This window comes from Nonomuraea sp. CA-218870, from assembly GCF_050936535.1.
In the GTDB taxonomy this organism is placed as follows: domain Bacteria; phylum Actinomycetota; class Actinomycetes; order Streptosporangiales; family Streptosporangiaceae; genus Nonomuraea; species Nonomuraea corallina.
The window spans coordinates 3325461-3341004 of record NZ_JBNJMN010000001.1 but is presented as its reverse complement, the minus strand read 5'-3'; the positions used below and the strand labels follow the sequence as shown (position 1 = coordinate 3341004).

Below are 15544 nucleotides of genomic sequence, written 5' to 3'. Positions count from 1 at the left end.
CGGTCATGGCAGCGGCGTCCACTCCTTGAGCAGCACCAGCTCACAGGCGTCCGCCACGGTGTACGGGTCGTCGCGCAGGATGGCGCGCAGCTCCGCCTCGCCGGCGACCTCGTACACGTGCAGGGCTCCGCTGTCGTCCGCCCAGGGGCCGGCCGTCACCAGCAGGCCCCTGTCCTTCAGCGCGCGCAGGTGCTCGCGATGAGCGGGCCGCACCCGCAGCCGCTCCCGCTGCCGTTCCTGGTCGCCGTCGAAGGCCAGTTGGACCACGAATCTCGTCATGCCCGGCACGCTAGGGCCGCGGGGGCCGCCGGCGCCGCGCCCAGGGACACGCCGGTGGTGTATCACCGGATACATGACGTACGCGCTGGCCGATCTGCCGATGCTGAGCGGGCTGGACGCCGCGCGGGTCCGGGAGCTGGAAGGGCTGGCCCGGCACCGCCGCTACCCGGCCGGGCAGGTGCTGTGCACCGAGGGCGATCCCGCGGGTGAGCTGATCGTGCTGCTGGAGGGCCGGGTCCGGGCGAGCCGGGCGGGCACGGACGGCCGGGAGGCGGTGCTGGCGGCGCCGTCCGCCCCGGTCGCGTTCGACAAGACCGCGCTCCTGGCGGGCGGCCCGCACCGGGCCACGCTGACCGCCGTCACGGCGGTGCGGGTCGCGTACCTGCCGGGGCGCGCGGTGCGCGAGCTCGTCGCGACCGAGCCGGCGGTGGCGGCGCGCGTGCTGCTGACGCTCGCCGAGACCGTGCGCGCCCTCGACGAGCGGCTCGCCGACGCGGTGCTGCTCGACGTGCCCGCCCGGTTGGCCAAGTGGCTGGTACGGCGGCGCGGCCCGGTGCGGCTGGACGGCGGCCAGGCCGGGCTGGCGGCGGAGATCGGCGCCACCCGGGTGAGCGTGAACCGGGCCCTGCGGGCCTTCGAGCGGCGCGGCCTGGTCCGGCTCGGCAGGTCGGAGGTGACCGTGCTCGACCGGGACGCGCTCGCCCGCATCGGCGGCACGCCCTGATCCCGGCCTCGACCGTCCCCGTCCTCCGGGCCGGAGGAATCACCGGAAACCCCGGCACCTCGGGCGGCCGTATCCTGGACGGGTGACCACGATGGTGCTCGACGGCGGGCTCGCCACCCAGCTCGAACGGCTCGGCGCCGACCTCGGCGACGCGCTCTGGTCGGCTCGGCTGCTGCTCGACGACGCCGGCCTGATCCGGCAGGCGCACGCCGCGTACTTCGCGGCCGGCGCCGACGTGGCCACGACCGCCAGCTACCAGGCGTCCATCCCCGGCTTCCTGCGCAGGGGGATCGACCGGGAGCAGGCCGAGCGCCTGATCCGCCTGTCGGTGGAGGTGGCCGCGCAGGCCCGCGACGAGGCCGGCCGCGGGCTCGTGGCGGCCTCGGTCGGCCCCTACGGCGCCTGCCTGGCCAACGGGGCCGAATACACCGGCGACTACGGCGTCGACGAGGACGCGCTGCTGGCCTGGCACCGCCCCCGCTGGGAGATCCTCGCCTCCTCCGAGGCCGACCTGCTGGCCTGCGAGACCATCCCGTCGTTCGCCGAGGCGCGGGCGCTGGCCAGGCTGCTGGCCGAGACGCCGTCGGTCAAGGTCTGGGTGAGCTTCTCCTGCCGCGACGCGGCCCACATCAGCGACGGCACCCCGATCGCCGAGGCGGCCGCGCTGTTCACCGGCAACCCGCAGGTGGTGGCCGTCGGCGCCAACTGCACCGCCCCGCGGCACATCCCCGGGCTCATCGCCGCCCTGCGCGGCGGCCTGCCCGTCGTGGTCTACCCGAACTCGGGCGAGACCTGGGACGCCGCCGAGCGCCGCTGGCGCGGCACGGCCGACCCGATCGGGTACGGTCAGGCGGCCAAGGAGTGGCAGGCCGCGGGGGCCGCGCTGATCGGCGGCTGCTGCCGCACCACGCCCGACCACATCCGGGAGCTCCGCGCCCACCTGGCCTGAACGCCCGCCCGGCCTTGAAGGCCGGTCGGGGTGTCACTCGCCCTTGTTCGCGGCCCTGGCCGCCCGTTCCATCTCCACCTTGGCGCTGGCGGCGTACTTGTCGACGTACTCCTGCTCCGACAGCTCCATCAGGGCGTACATGATCTCGTCGGTCACCGCGCGCAGCACCAGCCGGTCGTCCTCCATGCCGTAGTAGCGGGAGAAGTCGAGCGGCTTGCCGAACCGCACCTCGGGACGGATGCCGAGCTTGGGCAGCGGCCTGCCCGGCGGCATCATCTCGAAGGTGTTGACCATGGCCCACGGGATGACCGGGGCCCGCGACTCCAGCGCGAGCCTGGCCACGCCGGTCTTGCCCTTGTAGAGGCGGCCGTCGGGCGAGCGGGTGCCCTCGGGGTAGATGCCGAGCAGGTGGCCCTCGCGCAGCACCCGCAGGCCGGTGCGGAGCGCGGCCTCACTGGCCTTGCCGCCGGAGCGGTCGATCGGGACGGTGCCGACGCCGCTGAAGAACATGCGGGTGAAGAAGCCCTTGACGCCGCGCCCGGTGAAGTAGTCCGACTTGCCCAGGCTGATGACCTTGCGCCGGAGGTGGAGCGGGCCGAAGAAGTGGTCGGCGAAGGACAGGTGGTTGCCGGCGAGGATGGCCGGCCCCTCCTTGGGCACGTTCTCGACGCCTTCGGTGACCGGCCGGAAGACGATGTGGAGGATCGGCCCCAAGATGGCCTTGACCACCCAGTAGAACACCCGGCCACCTCTTCCTCACGCGACGGTCGCCAACAGGTAGTCATCTTCCCATCCCACGGTGGATGCTCCTACACCACCTCTCGCACAATCGCCCTGGATCGTGCGACGATCGGGCAGTTCCGGGATGAAAAAGCATGGAGGAGCTGTTATGCCGCTCATGCCAGGCGCCGAGCCCTACCACCACCGCGCAGGACCGGTCGGCGTGCTGCTGTGCCACGGCTTCACCGGCACTCCGCAGTCGCTGCGGCCCTGGGCCGAGTATCTGGCCTCGCACGGGCTGACGGTGTCGCTGCCGCGCCAGCCGGGGCACGGCACCACCTGGCAGGAGATGAACCGTACCCGCTGGGAGGACTGGTACGCCGAGGTGGAGAAGGCGTTCGCGGACCTCCAGGGCCGCTGTGCCGAGGTGTTCACCGCGGGGCTGTCGCTCGGCGGGTGCCTGGCGCTGCGGCTGGCCGAGATGCACGGCGAGGGGGTGCGCGGCGTGGTGGTGGTCAACCCGTCCATCACCAACGACGTGTGGCTGCTGAAGCTGGCGCCGCTGCTGAAGTGGTTCATCCCCTCGATTCCGGGGGTGGGCAACGACGTGAAGAAGGCCGGGGTCACCGAGCTGGCCTACAGCCGCACCCCGGTGAAGGCGGCCGCGTCGCTGCCCGAGCTGTGGTCGCTGGTGCAGGCCGACCTGAGCAAGGTGAGGCAGCCGCTGCTGGTCTACCACAGCACCGACGACCACGTGGTGAAACCCGCCAGCGTGGCCCTCATCCGTGAGAGGGTCCCGCAGGCCACGATCGAGGAACTTACCGATAGCTACCATGTTGCGACGCTGGACAACGATGCCGACAGGATCTTTGCCGGGAGCCTCGACTTCATCCGGACCCATGCCTCGGTACCCTTGCAGAGGGACTGATCGCACCCAGGGGGAAGTCGCGATCGCTGTGGAGAGGCCCATCTGAGTGACGCCCCAGAGTGACGAGGACGAGGTCTGGCGTCAGATCGTCGCGTCCTTCAACGAGACCGCCGAGCGAGACTCGGCCGATCAGCCCTGGCCGGACAGCGAGAACCTCCCTGTCGAGCCGACGCGGCGGGTGGTCAGACCGCCGGAGGAGTTCGCCGCCGACCGCCGGGCCGGCGCGGACGACCTGGACGACCCGGGCGACCTCGACGACCCCGACGACCCCGACGACCCGGCCGACGCGCGCGGCAAGGACGGCGAGGGCGCTGAGGACGGCTCCGGCCGGCGGGAGAGCGACGACGAGGGGCACTACGAGCCGCCGCCTCCACCGCCGCTGCCGAAGCTCGACCTGCCGGCCAAGCTCGCCTGGGTGGCGCTGTTCGGCGGCCCCGGCTATCTCCTGATCGCCGCGATGGCCGGCTGGCACATGGAGGGCTGGGCTCTGTTCGGCGCGGTGGCGGCGTTCATCGGCGGGTTCGTGGCCCTGGTGGTGCGCATGGGCGACGGCCCGCCCGGCGACTCGGGCTGGGACGACGGCGCCCGTCTCTAGGACTTCGCAGGCCCTGGCGCTTCTCGGGCTCCAGGGCTTCTCAGGCTCTAGGACTTCTCGGGCTCGCGCGGCCCGAAGGACTCCACCACGTCGGTGTAGCGCTCCCGGCCGTCGACCGCGTGGCCGACCGCCCACACCGCCTGCCTGCCCTCCAGGTAGGTGACGGCCTGCAGGCGGACGCTGGTCCTGCCGTCGGCGGCCACGCCCCGCATCACGTCGCAGGAACGCTTGTCGCAGCGCAGCAGGTAGGCCTCGGCGGCGCGGGCGGGGTCGTGGCCGGAGATCCAGTAGTGGCCGTTGCCGTCGCCGGTCACCCCGTAGAGGCGGGCCCCGCCGGCCGGGACGGGCAGGCGCTGCCACTGCTTGCCGTTCCACGCCAGCGCGAGCGGCTCGACCGCGCCGGGGCCGCGGTAGACGCCGCCCACCGCCACCGCCCGTTTGGCGCTGTCGGCGTGCACGTCGCGCAGGTAGCCGCCGGCGATGGCCGGCGTCTTGACCCGTTTCCAGGAGCCGCCGGAACGCTTCATGATCAGCGGCCCGGTGCCGGTGTCGCCGACGGCGAGGTCGCCGTCGACGGCGTACAGGGCGCCCTTCTCGCCGGTCTCCCGGACCAGCCAGTCGCCGTCCTCGCGGGTGACGATGAGGGCGTGCTTGCCGCGGCTGCCGACGCCGACGACGCGCTCCCCGCCCGCCTCGACCCCGCCCAGCCAGTCGCCGCTGCGCAGCCCCTGCGGCCGGACCCGGTCGAAGCCGGCGACGTCGCCGTGGGCGAGGTAGGGCAGGCCGTCGAGGCCGTCGCCGACCGTCCACACGTCGCCCTCCCCCGCGGCCGAGACCGACCGCAGGTTGCCGGCGCCGGTGGTGTCGCGGATGCCGACCTCGCTCCACCGCTCGCCGTTCCAGTGGCGGATGGTGCCGCGGTTCTTCCACACGTCCCAGATCTGCTGCTGGCCCACGGCCCACACGGTGCCGGACGGCAGGGCGAGCACGTCGGAGAGCGAGCCGTCGACGGGCAGCCGCACGCTGGTGCTCCGCTGCCAGGCGTCGATGGCGGCGGGGCGCGGGTCGGCATGCGCGACGGTCGGGAGGCCGGGAACGGCCAGGCCGGCCGCCAGGATCATGGTGAGCGCACGCCGCGGAGTGCGACGGGTCATGAAGGAGATGCTACGGGTTCCCGGGGACCGATCATGCTTCACCCGCCGAGTCTCAGGTGGGCGACGACCGGCAGATGGTCGGTCGCGGCGGCCAGATCGGCCCCGGGGGCGTCCACTCCGCCGCAGGACAGGACCTGGATCCCGGGCGCGGCGAACACCCCGTCGATACGGTGTCCAGGCCGTCTGGCGGTGAAGGTGAACCCGTCGCCGCGGGGGGCGGCGGCGTAGCAGTCGGTGAGCTGCCCGGCGAGATAGCGCCAGGCCGGCTGGTGCGGGTTCTCGTTCAGGTCGCCGCCCAGCACGACGGGCGCGCCGTACGGGGCCGCGGCCCGGCGCACCCGCGCCATCGCCTCGGCGGCGTGGTGCAGCCTGGCCCGGCCGTCGAGGTCGAGGTGGACCGAGGCGACGGCCAGCGGCGCCCCGTCCACCTCCACGACGGCCACGGCGAGCCCTCGCGGCTCCAGGCCGAGGAAGACCCGCAGCAGGCCGCTCTCGGCGTGCAGCGGCCGCACCCGGGGCGCGGCCAGCACCGCCACCCCGGCCAGGCCCTGGCCCGCCACGAGGCGCAGCCCGCAGCGGGCCGCCAGCCGTTCGCAGCGGGCCCGCCAGCCGACCAGCCGGGGGGCCTCCTGCAGGCAGATCAGGTCGGCGCGCATCGCGGTCAGCACCCGCACGAGCGCGGGCACGTCGTCCCTGAGACCTCGCAGGTTGTACGTGCCGACCCTGAGCTCGGTCACCCGGTCAGCGCCGCCTGGCAAGGTCGGCCGCGCCCACCAGCCCGGCCGAGGCGCCGAGCTCGGCCAGCCGCACCTCCGCCACCGGGCGGTGGCCCCTGCCGGTCAGCCGCTCCTCGAAGGTCCTCCTGGCCCGGTCGAGGAACAGGTCGGCCGCCCTGGACACGCCGCCGCCGAGGATGAAACAGCCGGGGTCGAGCACGGCGGCCAGGTCGGCCATGCCCTGGCCGAGCCAGTCGGCGAGGCTGTCGAAGGCGGCCAGTGAGGCCTCGTCGCCCTTGTGCGCCGCCTCGGTCACCTCCTCGCCCTCGATCCTGCCGCCGGCCAGCCCGGTCAGGATCGCGGCCCGTTCGGGGTGCGCGGCGGCGAGCTCCCTGGCCTCGATGACCAGCGCGTTGCCGCTCGCGTACTGCTCCCAGCAGCCGTGCAGGCCGCAGCCGCACAGCCTGCCCTCGGGCACCATCTCCATGTGGCCCAGCTCGGCGCCCATCCCCCAGCGGCCTCGGTAGAGTGCGCCGTCGAGCACGATGCCGCCGCCGATGCCGGTGCCGATGGTCAGGCAGACGATGTGGGACTGGCCGCGCCCGGCGCCGAACCTGAACTCCCCCCAGGCCATGGCGTTGGCGTCGTTCTCCACCACGACGGGCAGCCCGACCAGTCCGTTGATCCGCTTCTGCAGCGGCTCCTCACGCCAGGCCAGGTTGGGCGCGAACCGCACCACCGAGCGGGACTCGTCGACGAACCCCGCCGCGCCGATGCCGACCGCCTCGATCTCCCGGCCCTCGGCGAGCTCGCGGACGCAGGCGGCGACGGTCTCGGCGACCAGGTCGGGGTGCTCTGCGTCGGTCGGTCTGAGGGTCTGCTCCAGGATCGTGCCGTCCTCGTCCACCACGCCCGCGGCGACTTTGGTGCCGCCGATGTCCACACCGATCGTGAGCATGACCCAATCCCTCTGCTAGTCCAGGTCTATGTGTTCGACATTGTCGCGGTCGTCACGCCCTCGATCATCCCGCTCGCGTGTCGCGGGGCGGCTGCTGAGCACGTCGAGCGCGTCGCGGAAGGCGGCGAACAGCTCGCCTCCGGCCGCCACGAGGTGGGTGGCCACGTCGGCGGTGCGGTCGCCGCCCGACTCGCGCTGCGCCGCGATGGCCCGGCAGAGCGGGCAGGCGCGGCAGACGTACTCGTCGTGCGGCTCGGCGACGGCCTCGCTCCACACATCCCTCTCGGACCGTCCGCCGCCGGTGAACGAGCTGAACACGGACTTGCCGACGTGCCGGGTGGCGCGGCCCTGCAGGCTGTCGAAGAGCTTGCGCGCCTCCTCGGCGACGGTGCCGATGGGGTCTCTGTCGTTGGCTGTGGTGCGGTCATTCTCGGTCATCTGGCCCTCCCGGTCGGTACGGCGTCCGCCCTCTTCGCTCACGCGCCGTCCCGGCCGCTCGCTTCGTCGGTTTCCGCCTCCGAGGTGAACCGTACCCGGAGCCGGCCGTCGCGGAGCACCGCGCCGCTGATCTTCCTGCGCGCCAGCGCCACGGGCAGGGCCAGGATCCGGCGGTACGGCCCCGCGGTGATGATCAGTTCGTCGCCCTTGCGCGCCAGGTCCACCTCGCCCCGCTCCGCGCCGGGCAGGGCCAGGGTGAGCTCGTCGGCGGACAGCAGCAGCGGCGGCTCCACCGCGGGCGGCGCGAACGGGTCGCTCTCGCCGTAGAGGGCCGCGCCGACGTCGGCCAGCGCCTGCCTGCCGACGGGCTCGGCGGGCAGGTAGGGCACGGTGTGCACGGGCAGCGGCGCGAACGACTCCTCGGCCTCGGTCAGCAGCCTGGACTGGGCCTCGACCCAGCGGGCGCGCCACTCGTCGGCGTCCTCGCCGGGGAAGACCCGGTTGGCGATGACCGCGTCGACGCGGTACCCGTACAGGTTGAGCGAGGTGAGCGTGCGCCTGGCCTCGGCGAGCACCACCGCCTCCGGCGTGAGCACGAGGCGCACCGAGGCGTGGTCTCCGGTGAGCAGCTCGCGCACCTCCAGCAGCCCGCGGTGGAAGCGCTCGCCGGCGTTCATCACGTCCTCGCCCGGCGCGCTGACCCTGGCCACGCCGCGCACCAGCGGCGCGGCCAGCCGCATGAGCCTGCGGCCGACCGGCATGAGCCGGTTGACGTGCCAGTCGAGCGCCTCGGGCAGCGCCAGCAGGCGCAGCGTCTCGGCGGTGGGCGCGCAGTCGACGACGATGACGTCCCAGCGGCCGGAACGGGCGTGCTCGCGCAGCTCCAGCAGGGCGATGACCTCTTCGGCGCCGGGCAGGACGGTGATCTCCTCGGAGGTGATCTCGTCCAGGCCCAGCTCGACGAACACGCCTCGGGCGTACTCGCGCAGCTCGCCCCAGTGGCGTTCGAGCGTGCGCTGGGTGTCGACCTGGTGCAGGTGGAGGCCGGGGGCGATCTCACCGGGCTCGGCGCCCAGCGCGTCGGCCAGGGAGTGGGCCGTGTCGGTGGAGACGATGAGCGTCTTGAGGCCGCGCCGCGCGGCCAGGGTGGCGGTGGCCGCCGCGGCGGTCGTCTTGCCGACGCCGCCCTTGCCGGTGAAGAGCAGGACGCGAGGGTGCACTTCAGCGGCCTTCCACGCGCTTCTTGAGTCCCTTGAGCGCCGTGTCGACGATCACTTTCTCCGCCTTCCGCTTGATCATGCCGATCATGGGGACGGCGAGGTCCACCGCGAGCTCGTACGTCACCTCGACTCCCCTGCCCGTCTCCGCCAGCAGGTAACTCCCGTCGAGCTCGGCGACCATCTTGCCGGGCTCGATCACCCGCCAGGTGACGCTCTGGTCGTCGTGCCAGGTGTAGGCGAGGGTGTAGGTGTCGCTGATCACACCGGCGTCGAGCACGAACCGCACGGTCGCGGGCCTGCCGTCGGGGGTGCTGGTGAGCACCTCGGCGCTCTTGACCTGGCCGGCCCACTCCGGATAGGAGGGGAGGTCCGCGATGACCGCCATCACGCGGGCGCGGTCGGCGTCGACGGTGATACTCGAACTGGTGCGATCAGCCATGGCACCAAAGTAGTGCAGAAACGGCTCCCGGCGGCGGAGCGGGCCTGGTCACCACTCCAGGACGTACGGGACGCCCCGGCCGCGGAAGTGGCCGACGTTCACGCACTCGGTGCGGCCGATGCGGGTGCGCCGGCGAAGCGGCTGGTGGACGTGGCCGAACAGGGCGTAGCGCGGCTGGGTGCGCCGGATCAGCTCCAGCGTGGCCTCGCTCCCCCGCTCGAAGCGCCGGGCCACCACGTCGTAGAGCAGCTCGGGCACGGCGGGCGGGATGTGGCAGCACAGCACGTCCACCTCGCCGATGGCCTCGACCTTGGCGGCGAACTCCGCCTCGCCGATCTCGTTGGGGGTCCGGTAGGGGGTCTTGAGCCCGCCGCCGACGAACCCGAAGCGCAGCCCGCCGATCTCCACCGTCTCGCCGTCGAGCACCCGGTGCCCGGGGCCGAGGTAGTCGCTCCACAGGCGGGGCACGTCGACGTTGCCGTAGGTCAGGTAGGCCGGGGCGGGCATGGCGGCGAACAGCTCGGCGTACTGGGCGCGCACATGCCGCTCGATGTGCTCGCGCGGGTCGCCGCCGAGGCTGCCCCACAGCTCCGCCGACATGGCCCTGGCCTCGTCGAAGCGTTTGGCGGTGCGCAGCGCGATGAACTCCGCGGCCCGGCCGGCGCCGAACAGGTCGGCGAAGATGCCCTGGGCGTGGTCGTCGTAGTCGATGAACAGGATGAGATCGCCGAGACAGATCAGCGCGTCGGCGCCGTCGCCCGCCCGGGCGAGCGCGTCGGCCCTGCCGTGCACGTCGCTGATCACATGGACCCTCATGCGGGAATCCTACGAGTAACGCCTGCTAGCGTGAGGAACGGCTGCTCATAACACCTGGATGACGAAAGCTACCTATTGGTAACTTAACGCGGTAACGTCCGGGTCGATCCCAAACGTGCACCCGGAGGAGTGAACCCGTGCGCGAATACAGCGTCCCCGTCGTGGTGGATGTCCCCGGCTCGGCCTCGCTGGCCGACACCGTGTTCCAGCGGGGTGAGCGGGAACCCGGCCGGGTGATCCTGCGCCGCAAGGCCGGCGACGGCTGGCCCGCGGTCACCGCGGGCGAGTTCCGCGACCAGGTGGCCGGGGTGGCCAAAGGGCTGATGGCGGCCGGCGTCGGACACGGCGACCGGGTGGCGCTGATGTCGCGCACGCGTTACGAGTGGACGCTCATCGACTACGCGGTCTGGGCGATCGGCGCGGTCACCGTGCCGATCTACGAGACGTCCTCGGCCGACCAGGTCGGCTGGATCCTCGCCGACAGCGGCGCCAAGGCCGCCTTCGTCGAACTGGACGCGCACGAGCGGACGGTCCGCGACGCGGCCCCCGGACTCAAGGACGTCTGGCGGGTCGAGGCCGCGCTCGACGGCTCGCTCGACTCCGGCGGCGTGGACGACGCCGCCCTGCAGGAGCTCCGGTCCCGGGTGAGCGGGTCCGACCTGGCGACCATCGTCTACACCTCCGGCACCACCGGCCGCCCCAAGGGCTGTCTCATCACCCACGACAACCTGCTGTTCACCGCGCTCAACGTGCTGCACGGGCCGCTGCGGCCGCTGTTCACCGGCGACCCCCGGGCGCTGCTGTTCCTGCCGCTGGCGCACATCTTCGCGCGCATGATCCAGGTCGTGCTCGTGGAGGCGGGCGCGGTCATGGCGCACACCCCCAACATGAAGAACGTCGCGCCCGACCTGCAGGACTTCAAGCCGACGTTCCTGCTGGGCGTGCCCCGCGTCTTCGAGAAGGTCTACAACGCCGCCGAGCAGAAGGCCATCGCGGGCGGCAAGGGCAGGATCTTCGCGAGCGCCGCCGACGTGGCGGTGGCCTGGAGCAGGGCGCGGACCACCGGCGGGGCCGGGCTCGGGCTGCGGCTGCGCCACGCGCTGTTCGACAAGCTCGTGTACGCCAAGCTCCGCGAGGCCACGGGCGGGCGGCTGTCGGCCGCGGTGTCGGGCGGGTCCGCGCTGGGCGACCGGCTGGGCCACTTCTTCCGCGGCGTCGGCATCGAGGTGTTCGAGGGCTACGGGCTGACCGAGACGTCCGCCCCCTGCTCGGTCAACCTGCCGGGCGCCAACAAGATCGGCACCGTGGGCCGGCCGCTGCCCGGCGTCACGATCCGCATCGCCGACGACGGCGAGATCCTGGCCAAGGGCCGCAACGTGTTCGTCGGCTACTGGAACGACGAGCAGGCCACCGGCGAGGTCGTCGACGCCGACGGCTGGTTCCACACCGGCGACGTGGGCGACCTGGACGACGACGGCTACCTGAGCATCACCGGGCGCAAGAAGGAGATCCTGGTGACGGCCGCGGGCAAGAACGTCGCCCCCGGCCCGCTGGAGGACGCGCTGCGCGCGCACCCGCTCGTCTCCCAGGCGATGGTCGTCGGCGACGGGCGGCCGTTCGTCGGCGCGCTGATCACCCTGGACCCGGAGGCGCTGGAGCCGTACGCCCCGGCCACGGCCGCCGAGCTGCGCACCGACCCGCGCGTCCTGGACGAGGTGCAGGGCGCGGTCGACCGGGCCAACAGCACGGTCTCCAAGGCGGAGCAGATCAAGAAGTTCACCGTGCTGGCCTCGGACCTCACCGAGGAGAGCGGCCATCTGACCCCGACGCTCAAGGTGAAGCGGCAGATCGTGGCCCGCGACTTCGCGGACGAGATCGCGGCTCTCTACGGGGCCGAGGGCTGACCGGAGTCCCGGCCGGTTAAAGAGGCGGTGTGGAGCCAAGCGGTCACGGACGGTAGCCTTCGGAGGACAGCCGGGACCGGAGATCCCTAACATCCCCGGTCCCTGCCTCCGACGGTAGGGGAGACCACCCGTGAGCCTCAATGACACAGCCGTTCGATTCGGCGCCGCCATCCAGAACGAGCTGATCCAGATCAAGGCCGACCACATCGAGCTGGGCCAGCAGCTCACCGAGCGCGTCAACGGCGTGGCCGACCGGGTCAAGACCCTCGACAAGAGGGTCGGCGCCCTGGACGAGAAGGTCGACAAGCTCGACACGAAGGTCGGCGACCTGGCCGAGTCCGTGGACAAGCGGTTCGAAGCCGTCGACCAGCGGTTCGACGCGATGGACCGCAAGTTCGACGCCATGCAGGCGACGCAGACCGAGATGATGAGGATCCTCATCGACATCCAGCGCAAGATCAGCAACTGTCCGTCCTGCAACTGACGATCGTCCACGAGGCCGCCGGCGACTCCCCGGCGGCCTCTTGGCGTTGGTCCGTTGACAGTTTGAAAAGTTGGCTTTTCGATGAGAGGTGATTGAACTCGGGGGAATATGAGGGTCCGGCAAGGAGGAACCACCCATGGACCAACGTCCGCCGATCTCCCGCCGCAATCTGCTCCTCGGCACGGCCGCGGCCTTCGGCGTGCCCGCCGCGCTCGCCGGCTGCGGCGGCTCCGAGCAGCCGAGCCCCGGGGGCGCCGCCACCGGCGACCTGGGCACCGTCACCCTGGGCTCCAACGCCTCCGACGAGGTGCCGAAGAAGTCACTGGCCACCGTGGTCGGCGACTTCACCCAGGCCGGCGTGCGGATCAACACCGTCGACCACAACACGTTCCAGGAGAACATCAACCGCTACCTGCGGGGCACGCCCGACGACGTGTTCACCTGGTTCGCCGGCTACCGGATGCAGTTCTTCGCCGAGCAGGGCCTGGCCACGGACATCTCCGACGTGTGGCAGGAGATCGGCGGCGACTACACGCAGGCGTTCAAGGACGCCTCCACCGGCATCGACGGCAAGCAGTACTTCATCCCGTTCACGTACTACCCGTGGGCGGTCTTCTACCGCAAGAGCGTCTGGGAGGAGAAGGGGTACGAGCCTCCCAGGACGCTCGACGAGCTGACCGCGCTGGCCAAGAAGATGCGGGGCGACGACCTGGTGCCGATCGCGTTCGCGGACAAGGACGGCTGGCCCGCGATGGGCACGTTCGACATCATCAACATGCGGACGAACGGCTACGACTTCCACATCTCCCTCATGGCGGGCAAGGAGTCGTGGACCGACCCGCGGGTCAAGCAGGTGTTCGACACCTGGCGCGGGCTGCTGGAGTACCACCAGCCGGCGTCGCTGGGCCGCACCTGGCAGGAGGCGGCGCAGTCGCTGGCGCAGAAGAAGAGCGGCATGTACCTGCTCGGCATGTTCGTGGCCCAGCAGTTCCCCGAGGAGGACCTGGCCGACCTGGACTTCTTCACCTTCCCCGAGATCGATCCCGCCCACGGCACCGACTCGATCGACGCCCCCATCGACGGCTACATGGTCTCCGCCAAGGCCAAGAACGTCGACGGGGCCAAGGCCCTGGTCAAGCACCTGGCCCAGGCGTCGTCGCAGAACGTCGCCACCGAGCTGGACCCCGGCACGCTCGCGGCCAGCTCGAAGGCCGACACCAGCGGCTACAGCGCGCTGCAGAAGCGCGGCGCGGAGCTGGTCTCGCAGGCCTCGCACATCGCCCAGTTCCTCGACCGGGACACCCGGCCCGACTTCGCGTCCACGGTGATGATCCCGTCACTGCAGTCGTTCATCGACAAGCCCGGTGAGGTCGACTCCTTACTGGCGAGCATCGAGCAGCAGAAGGCCAACATCTTCCGCTGATGGCCGTCAGGACCCGTCGCTACTCCGCCCGGGACGTGACCGTGCTGGTCATCGGGCTGGGGGTGGCCGTCATCGTCAACGTGGGCCTCATCTGGGGGCCCACGCTGGCCTCCGTCGCCCTGTCCGCCACCGACTGGAACGGCTTCGGACCGTTCGAGTGGATCGGCGGGCGCAACTACGCCGACCTGGCCGGCGAGTATCCGCCGTTCTGGTCGGCCGTCCGCAACAACGTCCTCTGGCTGGTCTTCCTGGGGCTGGTCGCGACCCCGTTCGGGCTGTTCTGCGCGGTGCTGCTGGACCGGCGGCTGCGCGGCTCCCGGGTCTACCAGAGCGCCCTGTACATGCCGGTGGTGCTGTCGCTGGCCGTGGTCGGGTTCATCGCCCAGCTGGTCTACTCGCACGACTACGGCGTGCTGAACGCCGTCACCGGGCTGTCGGTCGACTGGCTCGGCGACCGGTCGGTCAACATCTGGGTGGTGATGGTGGCGGCCGCGTGGCGGCACGTCGGCTACGTCATGATCATTTATCTCGCGGGGCTGAAGGCGGTCGACCCGGCGCTCAAGGAGGCCGCCGCCATCGACGGGGCCAACGAGAGGCAGGCGTTCTTCCGGGTGGTGTTCCCGACGCTGCGGCCGGTCAACGTGATCGTGCTGGTGATCACGGTGATCGAGGCGCTGCGCGCGTTCGACATCGTCTACGCCATCAACAAGGGCAGGAACGGGCTCGAACTGCTGTCGGTGCTGGTCACCGAGAACATCGTGGGCGAGGCCAGCCGGATCGGGTTCGGCTCGGCCATCGCGGTGATCCTGCTGGTGATCTCGCTCGGGTTCATCGTCACCTACCTGTCGCAGCTGTTCCGGGAGGAACGATGACGCTCACCGCGCCCGTCGGGACGAGCCCGGCCCCCCGGGCCGCGACGCCGCCCCGGCGCGGGCCGCGTCCGCTGCGCTGGCTGCTGCACGCCTTCCTGGCGCTGGTGGCGCTGGGCTGGCTGCTGCCCCTCCTGCTGGCCCTGTACGCGTCGCTGCGCCCGTACGAGGAGACCGCCCGGCTGGGCTACTTCTCGCTGCCCGAGCAGCTCACGCTGGACTACTACGGGCAGGCGTGGAGCCAGGCGGAGCTGCCCCGCTACTACCTCAACACGCTGATCATCGTGATCCCGGCGCTGGCGCTGACGCTGTTCCTGGCCTCGTTCGCGGCGTTCGCCATCGCGCGGGCGCGCATCCCCGGGCGCAGGACGCTGCTCATCGTGTTCACCGCGGGCAACCTGCTGCCGCCGCAGGTCCTCATCACGCCGCTGTACTCGCTCTACACGCTGATCCCGCTGCCGGCCTGGCTGTCGGACTCGCAGTCGCTGTACGACTCGTACCTGGGGCTGATCCTCATCCACGTGGCGTTCCAGTTCGGGTTCTGCGTGTTCGTCATGGCGAACTTCATGCGGACGATCCCCGAGGAGATCACCGAGGCGGCGCTGGTCGACGGGGCGAGCCTGTGGCGGCGCTACTGGACGCTGACGCTGCCGCTGTGCCGGCCGGTGCTGGCGGCGCTGGCCACGCTGCAGTTCACCTGGATGTACAACGACTTCCTGTGGGCGCTGGTGCTCATGGTGTCGGGCGACAAGCTGCCGGTCACCTCGGCGCTGAACAACCTGCGCGGCCAGTTCTTCACCGACTACAACCTGCTGGCGGCCGGTTCGGTGCTGGTGGCGCTGCCGACGCTGATCGTCTTCCAGTTGCTGCACAAGCAGTTCGTGGCCGGGCTGACGCTCGGCTCGACGAAGGGGTGACGTCGAGGAGG

Annotated in this window: 18 protein-coding genes; 9 read left to right on the top strand and 9 right to left on the bottom strand. The window is 71.8% G+C overall.

Translation table 11 applies throughout. The features are described 5' to 3' along the window. Window positions 1-3: 3 nt before the first annotated feature. Window positions 4-279, bottom strand: coding sequence for a YciI family protein (locus ACQEUU_RS16185; RefSeq protein WP_433066419.1), 276 nt, complete (start codon window positions 277-279; stop codon window positions 4-6). Window positions 280-352: 73 nt separating this feature from the next. Here ACQEUU_RS16185 and ACQEUU_RS16180 point away from each other — a divergent pair, with 73 nt between their 5' ends. Both ACQEUU_RS16180 and mmuM read left to right on the top strand, forming a co-directional pair. Beyond that, window positions 353-1003, top strand: coding sequence for a Crp/Fnr family transcriptional regulator (locus tag ACQEUU_RS16180; protein ID WP_433066417.1), 651 nt, complete (start codon window positions 353-355; stop codon window positions 1001-1003). 91 nt (window positions 1004-1094) lie between these two features. Next, window positions 1095-1952 carry a homocysteine S-methyltransferase gene (mmuM, locus tag ACQEUU_RS16175; protein WP_433071860.1) on the top strand — a complete coding sequence of 286 codons (858 nt, stop codon included), beginning with the start codon at window positions 1095-1097 and terminating at the stop codon, window positions 1950-1952. Between the two features lie 33 nt (window positions 1953-1985). On the opposite strand, the gene ACQEUU_RS16170 is transcribed toward mmuM, so the two are convergent. Then, window positions 1986-2693, bottom strand: coding sequence for a lysophospholipid acyltransferase family protein (locus ACQEUU_RS16170; RefSeq protein ID WP_433066414.1), 708 nt, complete (start codon window positions 2691-2693; stop codon window positions 1986-1988). A 148-nt stretch (window positions 2694-2841) separates the two neighbouring features. Between ACQEUU_RS16170 and ACQEUU_RS16165 the strand changes: the two genes are divergently transcribed. Continuing rightward, a complete protein-coding gene (locus ACQEUU_RS16165; RefSeq protein ID WP_433066411.1) occupies window positions 2842-3600 on the top strand; it encodes an alpha/beta hydrolase in 759 nt (252 codons plus the stop codon). 46 nt (window positions 3601-3646) lie between these two features. Then, the gene (locus ACQEUU_RS16160) at window positions 3647-4195 is read left to right on the top strand and encodes a hypothetical protein (RefSeq protein WP_433066408.1); all 549 of its coding nucleotides are present in this window, start codon (window positions 3647-3649) and stop codon (window positions 4193-4195) included. Between the two features lie 47 nt (window positions 4196-4242). On the opposite strand, the gene ACQEUU_RS16155 is transcribed toward ACQEUU_RS16160, so the two are convergent. From ACQEUU_RS16155 to ACQEUU_RS16125, 7 genes are read right to left on the bottom strand one after another with little or no spacing between them, the layout of a single operon-like run. Further along, window positions 4243-5349, bottom strand: coding sequence for a hypothetical protein (locus ACQEUU_RS16155; protein ID WP_433066406.1), 1107 nt, complete (start codon window positions 5347-5349; stop codon window positions 4243-4245). A gap of 38 nt (window positions 5350-5387) precedes the next feature. Then, a complete protein-coding gene (locus ACQEUU_RS16150; protein WP_433066403.1) occupies window positions 5388-6086 on the bottom strand; it encodes an endonuclease/exonuclease/phosphatase family protein in 699 nt (232 codons plus the stop codon). Window positions 6087-6090: 4 nt separating this feature from the next. Continuing rightward, a complete protein-coding gene (locus tag ACQEUU_RS16145) occupies window positions 6091-7023 on the bottom strand; it encodes an ROK family glucokinase (protein WP_433066400.1) in 933 nt (310 codons plus the stop codon). A 15-nt stretch (window positions 7024-7038) separates the two neighbouring features. Beyond that, window positions 7039-7461: a DUF5304 family protein gene (locus tag ACQEUU_RS16140; RefSeq protein ID WP_433066397.1), complete on the bottom strand. Its 423-nt coding sequence runs from the start codon at window positions 7459-7461 to the stop codon at window positions 7039-7041. Between the two features lie 38 nt (window positions 7462-7499). Next, on the bottom strand, window positions 7500-8681 hold the full coding sequence (locus ACQEUU_RS16135) for an ArsA family ATPase (protein WP_433066394.1): 1182 nt from the start codon (window positions 8679-8681) through the stop codon (window positions 7500-7502). A gap of 1 nt (window position 8682) precedes the next feature. Then, the gene (locus tag ACQEUU_RS16130; protein WP_433066392.1) at window positions 8683-9120 is read right to left on the bottom strand and encodes an SRPBCC family protein; all 438 of its coding nucleotides are present in this window, start codon (window positions 9118-9120) and stop codon (window positions 8683-8685) included. A gap of 48 nt (window positions 9121-9168) precedes the next feature. After that, window positions 9169-9936: a metallophosphoesterase gene (locus ACQEUU_RS16125; RefSeq protein ID WP_433066389.1), complete on the bottom strand. Its 768-nt coding sequence runs from the start codon at window positions 9934-9936 to the stop codon at window positions 9169-9171. 137 nt (window positions 9937-10073) lie between these two features. Here ACQEUU_RS16125 and ACQEUU_RS16120 point away from each other — a divergent pair, with 137 nt between their 5' ends. The 5 genes from ACQEUU_RS16120 (at window position 10074) to ACQEUU_RS16100 (ending at window position 15533) form a co-directional block, all read left to right on the top strand. After that, window positions 10074-11840 (top strand): AMP-dependent synthetase/ligase, encoded by a 1767-nt coding sequence (locus ACQEUU_RS16120; protein WP_433066386.1) that lies wholly within the window; start codon window positions 10074-10076, stop codon window positions 11838-11840. Window positions 11841-11970: 130 nt separating this feature from the next. Continuing rightward, a complete protein-coding gene (locus ACQEUU_RS16115; RefSeq protein ID WP_433066384.1) occupies window positions 11971-12324 on the top strand; it encodes a hypothetical protein in 354 nt (117 codons plus the stop codon). Window positions 12325-12460: 136 nt separating this feature from the next. Beyond that, window positions 12461-13747, top strand: a complete 1287-nt coding sequence (locus ACQEUU_RS16110; protein ID WP_433066382.1) for an ABC transporter substrate-binding protein — start codon at window positions 12461-12463, stop codon at window positions 13745-13747. Then, window positions 13747-14619 carry a carbohydrate ABC transporter permease gene (locus ACQEUU_RS16105; RefSeq protein WP_433066379.1) on the top strand — a complete coding sequence of 291 codons (873 nt, stop codon included), beginning with the start codon at window positions 13747-13749 and terminating at the stop codon, window positions 14617-14619. Before ACQEUU_RS16110 ends, ACQEUU_RS16105 begins: the two co-directional genes overlap by 1 nt. Continuing rightward, window positions 14616-15533 (top strand): carbohydrate ABC transporter permease, encoded by a 918-nt coding sequence (locus ACQEUU_RS16100; RefSeq protein WP_433066377.1) that lies wholly within the window; start codon window positions 14616-14618, stop codon window positions 15531-15533. The genes ACQEUU_RS16105 and ACQEUU_RS16100 overlap by 4 nt, the downstream gene beginning before the upstream one ends. Window positions 15534-15544 lie beyond the last annotated feature (11 nt).